General features: G+C 53.6%; 10 protein-coding genes. 4 read left to right on the top strand and 6 right to left on the bottom strand.

The window, feature by feature from the left end:
* Positions 1-26: 26 nt before the first annotated feature.
* The 4 genes from A6X21_RS12515 to A6X21_RS12500 all read right to left on the bottom strand — a co-directional run bounded on the left by A6X21_RS12515 (position 27) and on the right by A6X21_RS12500 (position 8,759).
* Complete coding sequence (locus A6X21_RS12515; protein ID WP_068848354.1) at positions 27-2,084, bottom strand: TolC family protein; 2,058 nt, start codon at positions 2,082-2,084, stop codon at positions 27-29.
* 157 nt (positions 2,085-2,241) lie between these two features.
* Positions 2,242-2,577 (bottom strand): Mpo1-like protein, encoded by a 336-nt coding sequence (locus A6X21_RS12510; RefSeq protein ID WP_013111057.1) that lies wholly within the window; start codon positions 2,575-2,577, stop codon positions 2,242-2,244.
* A 371-nt stretch (positions 2,578-2,948) separates the two neighbouring features.
* A complete protein-coding gene (locus A6X21_RS12505; protein ID WP_083233587.1) occupies positions 2,949-7,460 on the bottom strand; it encodes a PVC-type heme-binding CxxCH protein in 4,512 nt (1,503 codons plus the stop codon).
* A 165-nt stretch (positions 7,461-7,625) separates the two neighbouring features.
* On the bottom strand, positions 7,626-8,759 hold the full coding sequence (locus A6X21_RS12500; RefSeq protein ID WP_068848353.1) for a Gfo/Idh/MocA family protein: 1,134 nt from the start codon (positions 8,757-8,759) through the stop codon (positions 7,626-7,628).
* 406 nt (positions 8,760-9,165) lie between these two features.
* Between A6X21_RS12500 and A6X21_RS12495 the strand changes: the two genes are divergently transcribed.
* Positions 9,166-10,326: a XylR family transcriptional regulator gene (locus A6X21_RS12495; RefSeq protein WP_068848352.1), complete on the top strand. Its 1,161-nt coding sequence runs from the start codon at positions 9,166-9,168 to the stop codon at positions 10,324-10,326.
* A gap of 10 nt (positions 10,327-10,336) precedes the next feature.
* Here A6X21_RS12495 and A6X21_RS12490 read toward each other — a convergent pair whose 3' ends face one another.
* Entirely contained in the window at positions 10,337-11,101 is a 765-nt protein-coding gene (locus A6X21_RS12490; protein ID WP_131818314.1) for a hypothetical protein, read from the bottom strand.
* A 394-nt stretch (positions 11,102-11,495) separates the two neighbouring features.
* Here A6X21_RS12490 and A6X21_RS12485 point away from each other — a divergent pair, with 394 nt between their 5' ends.
* Positions 11,496-12,041, top strand: a complete 546-nt coding sequence (locus A6X21_RS12485; protein WP_240490253.1) for a division/cell wall cluster transcriptional repressor MraZ — start codon at positions 11,496-11,498, stop codon at positions 12,039-12,041.
* Between the two features lie 395 nt (positions 12,042-12,436).
* On the opposite strand, the gene A6X21_RS12480 is transcribed toward A6X21_RS12485, so the two are convergent.
* The gene (locus tag A6X21_RS12480; protein WP_068848349.1) at positions 12,437-13,852 is read right to left on the bottom strand and encodes a hypothetical protein; all 1,416 of its coding nucleotides are present in this window, start codon (positions 13,850-13,852) and stop codon (positions 12,437-12,439) included.
* 392 nt (positions 13,853-14,244) lie between these two features.
* On the opposite strand from A6X21_RS12480, the gene A6X21_RS12475 reads away from it, so the two are divergent.
* Positions 14,245-14,619, top strand: coding sequence for a hypothetical protein (locus tag A6X21_RS12475; RefSeq protein WP_068848426.1), 375 nt, complete (start codon positions 14,245-14,247; stop codon positions 14,617-14,619).
* 449 nt (positions 14,620-15,068) lie between these two features.
* Positions 15,069-15,614, top strand: coding sequence for a hypothetical protein (locus A6X21_RS12470; protein WP_068848347.1), 546 nt, complete (start codon positions 15,069-15,071; stop codon positions 15,612-15,614).
* Positions 15,615-15,759: the final 145 nt, after the last annotated feature.

Genomic DNA, 15,759 nt, shown 5'->3' with positions numbered 1-15,759 from the left:
CAGTGAAGAGCGCCGAAGCCACTTTCTTAGGGTGTCTCATCTTGAGGCGGTACCACAGGTGCCACGGGTTGTTCCATCCCCGGTGCTGGCGGAATGGCTCCACCAGCGGGTGCAGGCTGAGGAATCAACCCATCATCCCCATTGATCCCTTGCCAGGTGAGATCTGTTTTGGGGTAAGGCACAGGTGAAGAAAAATCTTCCGGGCTGGCCTTGAGCAAAGGATTACGGAAGGCGTAACTGCGTGCCCAGGCTTTCTGAAGTGCCTGCTGCTGGGCTTCGTATGTCCATTCGCCTTCGCCCAGGGTGATATTCGAATTGTCGAGAATTGTTCCCTTGCGATAGTTCAGATCGTTAATTGCTTTATTGTAATTGACCAGACTGGTGAACAACGCGATTTCCGCAAGGGCCTGGCTGGCCTGTGCCCGCAGAACGAGGTCAAGTGTGGCATCTCGGACACCCGCTTCGTACTCAGCTTGAGTTGCTTCCACCCGGCGGGCTGAAGCAATACGACGGTCGAGGTTGGTACGAGCCGTCACAAACGCTGTTTCCAGCCGTTGGATCGCACTGGCCAGTTCGTGAGAAATATCCTGTTCCTGAGTGGCCAGTGCCGCACGGGCCTTGGTCAGTTGCAGTTCGATATTTCTTAACTGGGCATAAGCCTGACGGAACCCGATCGGCATTGAGAGCTGGAAGCCCAATGTCCAGTTTTCGAGATCGCGATCTTTCATGGTTCCGTAGGCACTGTTGTAGTTGGACGTCTGCTCCGAAATGAGCTTGTTTCCAAAGGCATTCAGTCCGTACTGAGAAACGAAGTTCAGTTGTGGATTCGTCAGGCTCTTGGCGGCAATTGTCTGCAGTTCCAGACTCTTGATCTGCCACTTCTGGCGACGCAATTCGACGCGCCGAACCAGTGCTTCGGTCAGGCTGGTTTCCCAGTTGACGAGATACTCACCTTCGACCGGACTGTCGGCAGGCCGGATGATGCGGCCGTCATTCACGCCCAGACCAATCAGGCGGCGGAATTGGTTTTCGAGATCATAAATGCTGGCCAGTGAGTTCTCGACACGGGCCCGGGTATCGAAATAGTTTTCGCGGGCCTGGGCTTCAGCAGCAGCATTACCACCAGTGGCACCCACTTCCATCCGCGCTTTCACTTCCCGCCATGATCGGAGTGAGCTGTCGCGGTTGGCCACATCGGCATCGTATTGCCGGTAAGCGAGGTAGAGATCCCAGTAGAGATCTTCCACATCCTTGACCATGTTGATTACGGAGTTTTCGAAATCGGCCAGAGCGATGTCTTCATTGATTCTCGCAATGACCACACCTTGAGAAACACCGGTAATCGCGCCTAAACCACCGCCACTCGGCCCGGCAATGCGGGTGTATTCCACGCCCGAACCACCCCACAAGGGGAGCGTGTAGTTAATGTTCGCCGAACCCGTGTAACTCGATGGATAAGTGGTGAAGGGCTGATTGGTCCCCAGGTAGTTCATATTGTGGCTTAAAGTGACAGTGCCACCATTCGCCATCGTCTTCTGCAGAGCCGCATTAAAATTCCCGGTTTCCTGGGAAAGTCCGAACAGCGGGGAAGTTCCAAAGGAACTGTTGGCAATCGTCTCGTTGCGTCCCCAGAGCATCGAACTGGTGAACTGAGTATCGAAGTCAGCCAGTGCTGCTTCGACACCACGTGTGCCAAAGAGGAAGCCCGTCTGCCTCAAAGCGGGATCATAGATCGAAGGTGCCAGAGCGGGGTTCACCAGCAATTGACTCTGAGCAAGGAACTGTGCCCTGGTTCGAATCATCTTGTTGTTGGCAATGGACATGTGGATCGACTCCATCAAGGAGAGATCCCAGATTTCGTCCTGAGTCCGATCCCGAATCGTGCGCGGACGATCCGAATTCACGATATCAAGCGGAGTGGCCTGATCAACCGCAGCGTACTCGGTTGTCAGCGAAGCGTTCTTGTAGTAGTTCAGCTCTGCATCACCCAGGTACGAAACATTTCTGTTTGTTCCCGAGCAACCTGGCAGTAGAACTGCCGTCAAAGCCAATGCGATCGATTTTTTCCAACGTTGCCACGGCATGAAGAGGCTCCCTTGCCATCATGCATGTCTGGGGCTGACGATTGGCTCCTTCCAATCATCGATGAAGGCCGCTCAAGCAGCCTGCGGATGAAGGGTTCCACCCTTCATCCGGCAATCCACAACTGGTGTGGATCAAACCCCCAAATGCATGCCTCTGCTATTGGTCGTTGGGTCTATCGTCGCTTGCTGCTGCGAACTTGTTTGAAAACTGTGTCGCTTCATCAGGCTTCTGAGGAGCAACCTCTACGAACGGTATACCCCGCATTTTCCTCACAACAATCACTTCGCCAGGGTCGTTCCCCTCCCACGCATGTCCAGTGAACTGCAGTGCGTACCCTGTCAAAAAGAGGCTCCAGGCGCTCACCAGTTCTCCACCATTCACCAGCCACACCACAGGGGCCACAAAGGTGAGTGGCAGCCCCACGACATGCAATACGATATTGACTGGATCTCGATGTCGCGAAAGGTAGTTACGGAAAAACCTCTTCAGCATTCAAGCACGTTTCTTCAAAGGGTTGACTGGTGATTCGTTCACAGTTTCGCCGGTGGAAATGCCTCGGGAAGAAGCTTCCTCAACTCGTTGAGTGACAGTGCTTATCAAGCGGCTGCTCACTCTTAAGATTGATCTTTCCACCTTGGAAGAATGTAGCGATTGAATCGATGATACCAGATTTCTGGATATCGTTCCCCAGGCGATGTTGAATGTGACCATCAGCTCACGGAGTCTCTGCGTCTGACTCACTGACACACGAGATCAGCACATAAAAAAATCCCGTTCTCGCTTTGAGAACGGGATTCCGCGGCAGAATGTGAGATGGTTTTACCAGGTTTAAAGACTGTTCCATCAGCTCTTACGTGGGAAGCTTATTCCTTTTTGGCGGCAGGTTGCTGTCCCGTCTCAAGTGTGACGGCCATGACCACGGGGGCTGTCCCGTCATTCCCTTTGATGAGTTCAATCGTCTCCAGAGGGAGATCCTTGCCGCAGTTAATCGAGACGGTGCGCAACTGCTGCCCACGGGCCGAGAAGGCAAAGGTCGATTGGGGGACATCGACCCGGCGGATGTAATCAGCAATGTGTTCTCCATTGATCAGCTTGTGATCTTCAGTCGAACCATCGCTGTACTTCAGCCGGACAATCATCGAGGTGGTCCCTTTTTCTGAGGCAGGGAAGGCCCAGCCACCCACGCCGCCCAACAGGTGAATCGTTTTCACCTTAAGGCCACAAGGCAATGTGACTTGTTTTGGCATTTCGGGAGGGAACTTGCCATTTGCACTGTAGAGCATGATGGCATTAGGGGTGGTCGCACCCTTCGGGTCAACGAAAGCAAAAGGAACATCGCCCACATTGCGGGGGGCATAGTTCTCCAGGATCAACCGTTCTGCCTGAGCATCGGCACTGTAGAACATTCCCCGAGTTGTATTGATCGTGGCAAACTTCTCCAGTGGAAGTGGCAGGTATTTGCCGGGCTGTTTGAGGAACTCCAGCAGATCGCGCATCCCGGCGGGAGTGATCTGCTTCTCGAAGCCTTCGGGCATCAACGATTTTGTTGAGGCAACCAGTTCCTCGATCTCATCCCGCTGAATGGATTGAGGCTTACCTTCGGCATCGAGCAATTCAATGGTGGTTCTTGTTTCCGAAGCGAGCAGCCCGGTGAAGACACGACCATCATCCAGCACCACGGAATAGGCCCGATAGTTCCCTTCAACACTGCGGCTCGGGTCAAGAATGTGCACCAGTAACTCGTGCTTTGGATGCACCGACATCCCGGTGAGATTCGGCCCGACCTTTTGACCCAGATCACCGTACACGTGGCACTTGGCACACTGTTGAGTGTAAATCAGCTTGCCAGCGACAGGATCGCCCGTCTCTTTCGTCACATAATCGAGTTGATCAATCACCGCCTGGCGGTCAGCACTGGCCAGCCCACCACCCTTGGCAAGAATCTCGCGTGCCAGCTTTTGAATCCTGGCATCAGGGTGAGCTGCCAGAGACTGCTGCTGATCGAGTGGCAATTCACCCAGACTCAGTTTACCGGCCTGGCTGGCTTCGAGGAGCGAGAGTGTCCAGTCGTTGCGAGCGAGCAGCATTCGCAAAGCCTGTGGACGGGAACCTGGAGTAATGCTTCCCAGGTGACTAATGAGGGCTGTCCCTGTCATGGGCGATTCGGAAGCAGCGAGTGCTGATAGAATCCCATTGGTCAACTGCGGAGTCGACTTGACCGAAAGCTGATCCAGGAGCTGGCCGGCAATCTCGGCATTGGTTGGCAGTAGTGCGATCGAATCGCGGGCGGCTGCCAGTCGTTCGGCTTCGGGCAGCTTGGCGTCTTTCACCCTGGCGAGAAACTGTGCAGCCAGTTCGCCAGAATACTTTTCGAGCACATTCAACCCCATCCGCTGACTCAAGGCGAGAAGCTGCGAGCGGCTGGCTGGTGAAACCTCGCGATACAATTTTGTAATGGCCTCAACCTGCTCGGGTGTTGCATTCGCTGCCTCTGTTGATTTGCGAGGCCAGCCTGTTGACAGCCCGGCAATGATCGCTTCGGCTGCATCCTGAGGCATTTTTGAAATCTGAGCGAGCATCACAGCGCCAGATTCGGATTTGTCGCTGCGGGCCGAATGTTCCGCGACGCGTTTCAATAACTCCAGAGCAGGTCCGGCAAGTGGGGCTCGGGAAGGTGTGGTCTGAGCAGTCTTTTCCGCCAGAGCCTCAATGACCAGGACATCGTTACGAGCAGCCGCTGCTGTTAATGCCTCAGGGAGATATCGATCAGCAAAGACTGCAGGATCACGCAACGCACCGGCAATGATGGTTGCTGATTCGCTGGTCGCTGGTGCATCGGCCAGTGCCAGAAAAGCCGCCAGCCTGACGAGAGGTTCTTCATCGGTTGCCACTTTTGTCCTGGCAATCAATGAAGGTGTCATGGGGACAGGTGGCAACGTCTGAATCACATTTCGGCGGACCGCTGCTGAGGGATGAGTCAGGCCCGCTGTGAGAGCCTTGACGGTCGCGGGATCGCTGAGACTTTCCAGTTGACCCAGACCCTTGAGTGTCCAGGCACTATGGATGGCACCGGGATCGAGACCGATGGCATCGACGCGGTGTTCTCCCAGCCGGGCCAGAAGTGCGGGTGCGACGGATTGATCCTGCTGCTCCACCAGCAGACGCTGGGCTTGCTTTCGCCAGAAGAAGTTATTGTCTTCGAGGGCTTTGACGAGAGTCTGTGGATCAGCACCTGCCAGGCTGCGTGTGGTCGATTGATCGGCAGTGACTGCACCCGGACGGCTATTCCAGATCAGACGGAAGATGCGGCCATGCTTCTTATCCCGCAGATCAGTTTCGTACGCATTCCCTTTACCGGTTTTGAAGCCAGCGGGTGTCGGGTTATGCTGCACGATGTAGTTATACCAGTCGAGGATCCACATGTTCCCGTCCGGCCCGACTTCCGCCATGATGGGGGCGGCCCATTCATCATCACTGGCCACAAGGTTATTCGGGCTGGTTGACGAGAAATCTGTCCCATTCTGAGTCAGCACAAAAGTACCCACCAGATGGCCTGTGGGGCCGCAAACAAACGCTGTGCGATTCCACCACGATTCGGGATAGTTGCGGGCGGTATAGAGTGCGTGGCCGCAACCGGCGGTGTAGCCACCATGATGGTCGACCTGCCTTACCTTGGTGGTAATCGGCTTGAATAGATGGGTATCGGCAATGGTTCCTAAACCGCGAGCGGCCCAGCCACGAACCTGCTCGTAGTATCGGTTCGGAATTGGCATATAGACCGAGGGGTTATGATTGGCGGTCGATCCAAAAATCAGCCCATCTTCGCTGATGCCTAACCCCCATGTGTTGTTGTTGGTCGAACGGATGAACTCCAGTTCGTTGACTTCGGGGAGGCCATCAGCACCGACAGAAACCTTGAAACGGAAGAAGCCCTGCTTGAATCGACCTGCCGCCTGACCATTAGTCAAGATCGGCTGTGAATCGTTATAGCCTTGCATGGCCCAGATCCAGTTATCGAGCCCATACTGGAAATTGCTGACACCGCCGTGGGTATCGCCAATGGCCCAGCCGCTGATCAGCAGCTTGCGAACATCGGCTTTGCCATCGCCATTGGTATCCTTGAGGAAGATCGTCTCCGGGCCGTCCTGCACAATCGCGCCACCACGGACGCAAACGATTGCAGTCGGGATACTCAGTCCTTCGGCGAAGATATCAAAGCGATCGGCAACGCCGTCGTTGTTGGTGTCCGAGACAATACGGATACGGTCGCGGCCTTTGCCTTTGGGCTGCAGTTCATTGGGGTAATCCATGGTTTCACAAACCCACAGCCGACCCGCCTCATCCCAGTTGAATGCAATCGGTTTACCACCCAGATCTGGGTCGGCGGCAAAGAGTTTGAGCTGGCTCCCTTCCGGACTTACATAATGCTCGAGCGACTTCTCAGGCGGTAAAGGTAACTGCATGAGTGACAGTGGCTTTTCCTGCTTACCCCATTGAGCACCGGCGACGTAGTTGGGAATTTTGCTGCCGACATCGATGTACTCAAATGGAGCCGCTGAGGGCTTGATGGTTGTCATGGCTGGGGGCTGGAAGCTGGCTTTTTCTTTGTATTCCGGGACTGTGGTTTCATCCTGGGCTGCCCAGCGAATCCCCCGTTCGACCAGGTTTTGAAAACCAGGGTTGGTGAACGTTCGCCCGTCGTGGCCCCAGGCGGTGTAAAAGACGCGGCCTTTGCCCTCATTGCGAACCCATGTCCAGGGCTCTTCCGCCATTGCCTTGGGATCTTTCTTGAGCTCGTCGGCACTCAAGGGGTGGTATTCGAGGACTGTGCGGCCCATGGGGTTGTGCATCGAGTGACGATATGTTTCGTCCCAGCTGTTGAAGCCGGAAAAACCTTTCAGAATGGGGTGATCGATGGCTTCAAGCCGAGTCTCGACGACGCCTGTCCCATGCCTCGAAAACTGGGCACCAACCAGAGCCACATATTTGGGGGAGTTGCGGAAGCAGAAAGAAGCGCAGTGGAGTGGCACGAACCCGCCACCATTCTGCACGTACTCGATAAGAGCCGTTTCCTGCTCGGGCGTGATCTTGTCGATATTGGCGTAAACGACCAGGGCTTTATACGGAGCGAGCCCGGCAGCACTGAGAACACCAGGGTCTTCTGTGTAGGTCAGGTTGATACCCCGTTTGGCCAGTGCAGGCTGCAGGTCATTGAAGCGTGCCTGGGGCTGATGATGGCCTTTATCCCCCAGGAAGAGGACATTCAGGGGTCCACTCTCGGCCCCAGTTGTCAGAGTCGGCCAGTTCATCAAAACCAGACTGGCAAGCAGTAAAGAGGCCAGCATTCGCTGAGAGAAATTCATGAGTTGTCGCATAGAAGACCTGCCGACTGGAAAATGATCGATCAAAAGAAAAACTGTTTCATTAAGGATTCTGGTGAGAGAAATCGGGATGACCACTGAGACTGGAATTCCCCTTGTTGTGGGTGAAGTCGTGCCTCGATGCGTGGTGATGGACTTCGTCGTCTGTGGAAAAAATTCTTACTTCAAGGTGAAAGCTGGCAGTCTGACAATTTCACCACCCTTGAGTGCTGACTGATGGGCACACAGTCCCACACATGTCCAGTTGGCAGACTGTGTGGCATTGGGCCAGGGGTCGCGATTCTGTGCTAAAGCGGAGAGGAATTCATGGACCATATGCGGGTGAGAACCTCCGTGCCCGCCTCCCTGAACAAAGGAAAGATGCTCAGCATCCTGAATCGTTTTCGTAAACATACGAATGGGTTCAGGAAGTAGATGGGCAAAATCGGGAACTTCGATTTTTGAGGGGATCTCGGGCTCGGGTTTTTTCGCCGTATGAATCACGTGGGGTTCATCTTCCACCAACGTCCACTCGAAGCTCTTCTTCGTGCCATAGACATCGAAGCTTTCACGGTACTGGCGAGCAACGTCGTACAGGAATCGCCAGATGTGAGCGACGACATCGCTATCCTGCACCTTGATGTGGCAGGTTTCTACTGCAAAGCGATTGCCCGATTTTTCACGAATATCATCTCGAACCTTACCGGAACCAAAACAGCTCACGTACTCAGCCCGTTTATCGAGCAGACCCAGACAGGGGCTGACGACATGCGTGGCATAATGCATGGGGATCATCTTTTCCCAGTAAGCTGGCCAGCCATCCATATCCTGAGGATGAGATGCCGCCAGATGCTGAATCTCGCCCAGTTCTCCCTTGAGATACAGATCCTTGATGAACAGGAACTCGCGGGAATAAACCACGGTTTCCGCCATCATGTACTTCTTGCCAGTCCGGGCGACCGCTTCACAGATCTGATCGCACTCTTCAATTGTTGTGGCCATCGGGACAGTACACATCACATGCTTGCCCGCTTCCAGGGCCTTCAGTGACATCCACGCGTGATCGGGAATGGGCGAATTGATATGAACGAAATCGACCTTGGGGTCGGCCAGGACATCATCGTAGCTGGTGTAACGCGTTCCAATTTCGAAGCGATCGCCGACTTCATGCAGGTGGGCTTCGTTCCGCTGGCAGATGGCGTACATCTCGGCACCGGGATGCCGCTGGTAAATGGGAATAAACTCGGCTCCAAAACCAAGCCCGACAATGGCAACACGAAAGCGGGGTGACGAGGAAGAATTCGGGACACTCATGATGATCTCGGCTCGATGAATTCGGAGTGGTTGGCTGGTAACAGTTGGATATCGCGGAGCACAAAAGCGTTGATTTCAGGGGGATCGAGCGGAGAGCGACGACAAGCGCCGTTCAGACTCGATGCATTCAACATAACTGGCGGGGATAACGTCACAATGAGGTTTTGATTCAAATAGTTGAGAAAATTTACCTGAACAGGAAAACGTGAAATCTAACGATCAAAGCTTGAAATGAAGTGGGCTTCAACGCAAAAGTTATTGATGATATGAGAAAGATCACTTGTTCACAGGTGCTGCTTGGATTCTTGAACGGGATGATCTTTTCGTTGGACTTGTCTGGATCGCGTCAAATCTGTTGTTTGTGGTGAAGCTTTGACACTTCCTTGGAAGGAAGAAATTTCCATCAATGCAAACTCCTCCCCGGCTGCGTGTCGCATTACTGATTGAATCTTCGAATGCGTATGCCCGTGGAGTGCTCATGGGGATTCAGCAATACGTCCGGCAGCAGCACAGGCGCTGGTCGATTCATTTAACCGAGCAGGGTCGAGGTGATGCACCGCCGGAGTGGCTTTCCAAAACAAACTTTCATGGTGTGATTGCCCGTGTCGAGACGCCGTTGATTGCGGAGCGATTGCAGGCGCTGAAAATCCCGGTCGTCGATGTCAGTGCGGCCCGCTTGTGGCCACAGATTCCGTGGGTGGAAACAGATGACGTGGCGATTGCCGAAATGGCTGTCGCTCATTTACTCGAACGAGGCTTTCAGAATTTTGCCTATTGCGGTGACAGTTCTTTTAACTGGTCGAACTGGCGAAAGCAGGCATTCCTTGAAGCCGTCCTGGCGGCTGGTGGCCGTTGTGAGATGTTTGATCATCAGGGGTTAGCCCCCGAAGTTGCCGAGAAATCGCTGATTGAGTGGCTGCGTATGTTGCCCAAACCGGTCGGTGTCATGGGTTGCTATGACAGCACGGCTCGCCAGGTGCTCGATGCCTGTCGAGATCTGGGACTGTCTGTGCCCGATGATGTGGCCGTCATTGGCGTGGATAACGACGAATTGTTGTGCGAACTCGCTGATCCTCCCTTAACGAGTATTGCACCCAACGCCGTGAGAGCAGGGGCGGTGGCAGCCCAGTTCCTCGATGAGCAGATGCAGGGAGTCAACCTGAAGGAGGATTGTCTGCGGGTTCCTCCCCTGGGTGTGATCACGCGGCAATCGACCGATGTTCTGGCGCTCGACGATCGCGATGTGGCTCTGGCGTTGCGGTTCATTCGCGAACATGCTTTCGAGGGCATTCATGTCAACGACGTACTCAAGATTGTGCCTCTTTCCAGGCGCGTTCTCGAACAGCGGTTTGAACGGCGGCTGGGGCGTACCCCACATGCTGAGATTCTAAGATTGAAGCTCGAGCGAGCCCGTCAGCTCATGGTTGAGACAGATCTTTCCCTCTCAACGATTGCACATCGCTCAGGTTTTGCTCACGACGAGTATTTCAGCGTCGCCTTCAAGCGGGCGATGGGTGTGGCCCCCAGTGTGTGGCGACGGGAACAAACAGAGCCTTACCGCAGGTAGCGTGCTTCGTTCAACTCAATTGGCGATCGATCCATAACAGTGACGGGCCGATGACGTCGCACTCTTCGAGGTTCAAGCCGTCCCATGTGCAAACGACTTCATCGTTCGCTGAGATCAATGCGAGAGTGAAGATGCGTGAGGCCTTTTCGTAAGGCTTCAACTGCTGAGAATTTGATCGATTTTGTTTACGGCGACGCTTCCCCGGTTCATTCTCAGGAAGATCAACTCGCGGCAAATAAGTCACATCGATTCGTGCCAACCTCTGGCGAGGATAAGCCCAGGTGTAGCCAATCCCAAACCAGGCGAGGCGGCAGACGATCAAAACATTGCCATACTCCCAGGTGCGGGTATGAAAAGGCTCGACCAGTTCAAGAATCAGCAGCAGTAAAAGAAACAGGCCAATCACACCAAAGATCGAGAGGAAAGCGGCTTTCATCAGCCAGTCGATGTTGAATCGCTCGATCCCTGGTTTGAGCAGAGCTTCCCACGAGACCAATAGCACGACTCCATTCCAGAAGAGATTCAGCAGGAACAGCACACCTAATCCCTGAAGCGTCCAGCGTCCGCGTGAAGCCAGGCAATAGCCATCCATGGTTGTCCGGAACTTCCAGCGCGTGGCATGGGTGGGCAAATCCTCTGGAACCTCAACGTAAGTCTTCAGCACAGCAGGCTTCTGGCTCTCCGTAGAAGACGGTTCATTGGAGGAGCGTGAGTCCGCTTCGTGCTCCTGTTGAGGCATGTGGTTGGGGATGCTGTCATCGAACTCAGACAACATGGCAGGATCCATTAAGTTCTGTTCTGTAATGCCATTGGCTTCTGACTGGGATATTCAACTGATTGCCGTAGAACGCTCTGCAATGGTGGGTGATTTTCGAACTGCTGGAGAGGTCTTACTCAACAGGATGCCGCACTCACAACAGGAGTGCACCTGCGGACCAGCAAAATCGTTGAAATCGTAAAAAACGATAAAAGTGGAGCAATTTGTTTTGAACTTCCGATTGCCCCTCGGTAGGATTCTGCCGATGTGGGTTTTTTGCCCAAAAGCTCTTTGAAAAATGATTTAAATGTGGATTTTAAGCCCAGATCTTTAGATCTTGTGGGTGATCAGACCCTTTGTTGTGCATGTGTTTCAGGATTGCGAGGCTGGATTGGCAGGAGCTTTGCCACCGTTGGATTCAGGCTCATCGCCGGGAGGAACTTCGCCTGTCGAGGATTTTCTCCGCGGGGAGGTTCTGGTGGCACAGGGTATGATTTCGGGAGAAGTGAGCCGAACGCTCGACGAGCGATTTCGACTGACTTTACCACCGGAATTTGCTCAGGCGATTGCTGATGAAAGTGGCCAGACGATTCTGGTTAAGGAGCGAGCCGGGTGCTTGAGTTTATGGCGAGCCAGTGATTGGCAGCTCAAGCTGAAGCAGGGGGTCTCGCTGATTCATCAAAAGATCCAGGCAGGCCGGATGGAGCAGCGTTATGCGGAGGTGCAGCGACTGGGGCGACTGCTTTCGACGCGCTTCCGGACAGTGCAACTGGCGAATCGGTCTCGCCTGTTATTACCTGATGGATTTCGGGAGTTTCTCGGAGTTTCGGCGAATCAGGAAGTGATTGTGGTCGGGGCGGTCATTTGCGTGGAGCTATGGCAGCCGGCAGCCTGGCTGGAACACTTAAGGGCGGAGATGCCTCAGTTCAATCCTCTCTTTCAGGATTTGAGCCAGTAACTGATTGAGCTTCGCGTCAAGCTGCAAATCGAGCATCATGCAACTGCAAATGTGCCGAAACAGCCCTCGTCGAGTACCGTCAGTGCTGTTCTGCTGACATCTTAAAATCCATATTTTGCCTGATGTCTGCGAGAGAAGGACAGGCCCCTCTTCGATCCCTCTTTCCCACCACGTTGAGATCCCAGGGATGGTCTGTCGGCATGGATGCCACTTCTCTCTCGCAGGCCGCGAAGTATCAGTCGCCATGAGTTCGTATCGAATGTTGATTATTAGGGAGGGTGCAAGAACTTCCGACGGATTGCACCAGCTCACGTCGTGATAACTCAGGTCGTCATGATGACTCCATTAGGGCATGCTCCCGTAGTATGCCATTGCCAGCCATGACGCCTTGGCAGCTACTTTCCTGCAGCGTTCTCTTTCCGTGCGGGGAGAGTTTCTACAGGCTCGCCATTTGCCGGCGTGCGAATACTCTCTGTTCCCCGCTTGATTTTAACAGCGACTGTCCCGGTGTTGTCCTGGAGTGCACCCCAACCTTCGTGGCAACGTAAGTACAAGGCTCCGTCACTGGGTGCAGTCCAACCGTTGGCCAGGTCGATGAGAAACGGCTCGCTCAACTCGTAGTCGTTGAAGAGGACTCCTGCCAGTCGGCCAGTTTCTGAAGAAGCATCTGCGGGTGAAATCGCTTCCCCTTCAGTGCCTGTTTTCCAGGTGCCAGTCGTCGTGAACTGATACGTTTCACCGGCTTTGGCCAGAAGTCTCGACGCCTGCCATCCCTTTTTGGCATCAATCTTGGATTGGACAGTGGCTGTCCCTTTGACAGCCACCGGTTTGGTCTGCCAATCCCAACTGCACAGATCGGCTCGAAAACCTTGTTCCAGGTGCTTGAGGAAGAATTCATATTCAAAACTGATTTCGCGAGCCGATGGGCCATATGTCAGTTCAAAGCTTCCCGGCCTGCTGGAAAGTAGCGAGAGTCCCAGGGGCCGAAAACGTGCCGCGTAGTTGGTGTTGTTTGCCAGTAAATGACACAGAGCCCAGCGCCAGGCATAGTTTTCCCAGCTATCTCCCGTTGTCTGACCTGGCGCAATAATCTCATCAAGAGACTTAAGTTCGGACTTTTTGAGATAATCAAACACGACCGGGTGAATTGCGACCGAAGTATCTTTTTCTTTCCAGTATTGCCCCATCTCGGCCATTCCTTCGGAATACCATGTCGGGCCCGTTCGTCCAAAATTCAGTTGGCAGTAGGCGTGGACCGCTTCATGTTGCGGTGTCCCGCGGTCGGCCACTGAGTAAACGACCGCCTTGGCATCAATCGCCTCATTTCCAATAAACGCCGTCTGCCCCAGTGTCACGCCAGCACCTGCTTCGATGCTTTGCAGCCCGCGAGCATCGATCGAACCAGGTGGCCAGACCGAGAGATCTTTCACGACGTACATTTCGATGACTGCTCGATTGGGTTTGCCCCAGTATTTCGAGATCAGAGTCAGCATCGTTTCGAGGCGGGTAAGCAACTCTTTCGCATCCTCAGGCGGAAGATCGGTATGCATGAGAAAGTTGCGAGACGTGTAATCGCGCACAGCGGGTGGAAGTGGTTTCCCGCGATTGCGTTCGGGTGTTTGTGCTGCCTTACCCGCAGCTTTCGTCTTCGGTTCACCTGCAGGGTTGGTCTGTGCCACAACACTGTCGACGATGGTGAGACACAAAAGCATCGCACAAAGAGAGAGTTTCAGCACTCTCCCGTGTGATGACTGGATGGGGCGTAGTGACATCGTACTGATCAAATGCGACTTTGGCAGTTCGGTCTGCATCAGCGGCAATTCTTAATCACGAGGTGAGGAAACGAATCAGGTGAAGAAAAAGTTCAGTAGACCTGTGGTGCGTAATTCTTAATTAAGTATCGTGGGATGATTTCGACTCAAAACGCAAGCTGAAAACTGGCTCTGGGAGGTTTTGCGTCTTCTCGCCTGACTGGGGGATCACAACACGGTTTCTTGACCAATAGCGACGTGTTGCTTTCGGCATAATCCTTAGAATAGGAAAAGTCGATACGGCCGCAATGTTTCCGCAAATTATCAATTCGTCAAAGGAGTTGAACTCAGCCTGATCGAAAAAGATATGGGCATAATCGAATATCCCCCATGCATGTGTCTGATGAAACAGACGGATGCGTCTTTACCCTCATTCGATTCAGGAATTACAAATGCCCCGATCTGCGACTATGGATGCCGCCAAACTGGATGCGATTGCCAAGACGGAGCAGCGGAACCGCAACCGCCGTGTGGTTGGCGAACGTCGCTCGAAGGTCGAAGAAAAACTCGCCAGTGGTGAAAGACGTGCTGCTGCAGCACCTCGGCGTAAAGTGGAGCGTCGCCGGATGATTGACCCTACCACCTGCGAACGAGATTACTCAGGCGATGAAGTGGAATTCATGAAGGCGATGGACGACTACAAGCGTAAAAGCGGCCGCATGTTTCCCACCTGGAGCGAAGTGCTGGAAGTCGTTCGCAGCCTGGGTTACACCAAGCCTGCTCATCGCGAGCCAATGGTCGGTGAAACAGTCCTGGCTTCGAACTGAAAGTTTAATGGAAACAATCGCTTATTCGCCGCATTCGCTCAGGACGTGGCTGCCATAACGTGAGCCAGAAATGTTGGCTTTAGGGAGAGAGCACCACGGGGGAAAGCGGATTTGTGAGCGATTTCTATCAGGACTGGCTTCCTCATGGGGGCCAGTCCTGTGGTTTTTTGCTAGGTAAACCAACAGGTTCAACGGGAATTTCATTCAACGAATATTATAATGGCACACCCATCGCTTAAGCTCTGAATTCTAATTCGCAATTCTTTAGCAAGTCGTCAACTCCCAAAATGCTGGTTGCCTGGAAGACAAGCGTTGGATTTGCTCTCTGGTGGAACCCCTCTTCATTTCATTATGTTGATTATCATTGCGAGGGTACACAAAAAATCGCAGCGAGATGATTGTTCCCCGCCAGGTTGTCTACGGTGAATAGAGCCCAAGGTGCCGTGATCATGAGTGCGTGTGGAGGTCAACCGCGGTGGATCGAGCAGACAGCTTCGGCAGCGAGATTCCTGACATCTTTCTGGCTCGGGGCAGCGGCACTTTTTGTGGCTGCCGGCGTTCGAGAAGTGACCACTCCCGAGCTTTCTGATGCCGTGAAAGATCTCCTTGTCAGTCGTCGTTTCCCGGTTTTCTATGGCTTTCAGTGGGTCTGTCTGGCAGGAGCGATCGGCTGTGCGGGTGTTTTATGCTGCTTTAGAAAATGGGGTCGTGATCGTGTGATTTTTGGTCTGGTACTACTCGCGGGAGCTCTTGCCGTGGGCGATTACGTGCTGGTCTATCGGCCACTCCTGGAATTGATCACACCGCCCGGCCAGCCACGATGCGATGCCTTTGAATCGCTTCACAAAACGTCAGAGATTGTGAATTCAGTCGGCTGGCTGCTGGTCTTCGCAGCCGCCTGCCTGCTTCATGCCTGTCCACAGGCTTTCGGCTGTCATCTGCCGGGTGGTTCTCAGTTGGTCGATCTGCAAACCAGACCTAAATCCCCCACTTGATAAAGCACGCAAAATTTAATGCGAAATACAATTCTTGCCGCGTGACGATGTTTCATACGGTAATCCAGAATTCATCGCACAGCAGAGATTGAGGCCACTCCGTGGGTGGTGTAATCTTTCAGGATGCATCACAATTTGTTGATGA

Source organism: Planctopirus hydrillae, from assembly GCF_001707835.1.
Classification (GTDB): domain Bacteria; phylum Planctomycetota; class Planctomycetia; order Planctomycetales; family Planctomycetaceae; genus Planctopirus; species Planctopirus hydrillae.
The sequence above is the reverse complement of the archived record's forward strand: the minus strand, read 5'-3'. Positions and strand labels throughout refer to the sequence as shown.

Excerpts from the sequence above, each read along its gene's own strand:
- A6X21_RS12490 (WP_131818314.1), bottom strand. The coding sequence starts at position 11,101 with ATGTTGTCTGAGTTCGATGACAGCATCCCCAACCACATGCCTCAACAG.
- A6X21_RS12505 (WP_083233587.1), bottom strand. The coding sequence starts at position 7,460 with ATGCGACAACTCATGAATTTCTCTCAGCGAATGCTGGCCTCTTTACTG.
- A6X21_RS12515 (WP_068848354.1), bottom strand. The coding sequence starts at position 2,084 with ATGCCGTGGCAACGTTGGAAAAAATCGATCGCATTGGCTTTGACGGCA.
- A6X21_RS12495 (WP_068848352.1), top strand. The coding sequence starts at position 9,166 with ATGCAAACTCCTCCCCGGCTGCGTGTCGCATTACTGATTGAATCTTCG.
- A6X21_RS12500 (WP_068848353.1), bottom strand. The coding sequence starts at position 8,759 with ATGAGTGTCCCGAATTCTTCCTCGTCACCCCGCTTTCGTGTTGCCATT.
- A6X21_RS12470 (WP_068848347.1), top strand. The coding sequence starts at position 15,069 with ATGAGTGCGTGTGGAGGTCAACCGCGGTGGATCGAGCAGACAGCTTCG.
- A6X21_RS12510 (WP_013111057.1), bottom strand. The coding sequence starts at position 2,577 with ATGCTGAAGAGGTTTTTCCGTAACTACCTTTCGCGACATCGAGATCCA.
- A6X21_RS12475 (WP_068848426.1), top strand. The coding sequence starts at position 14,245 with ATGCCCCGATCTGCGACTATGGATGCCGCCAAACTGGATGCGATTGCC.
- A6X21_RS12480 (WP_068848349.1), bottom strand. The coding sequence starts at position 13,852 with ATGCAGACCGAACTGCCAAAGTCGCATTTGATCAGTACGATGTCACTA.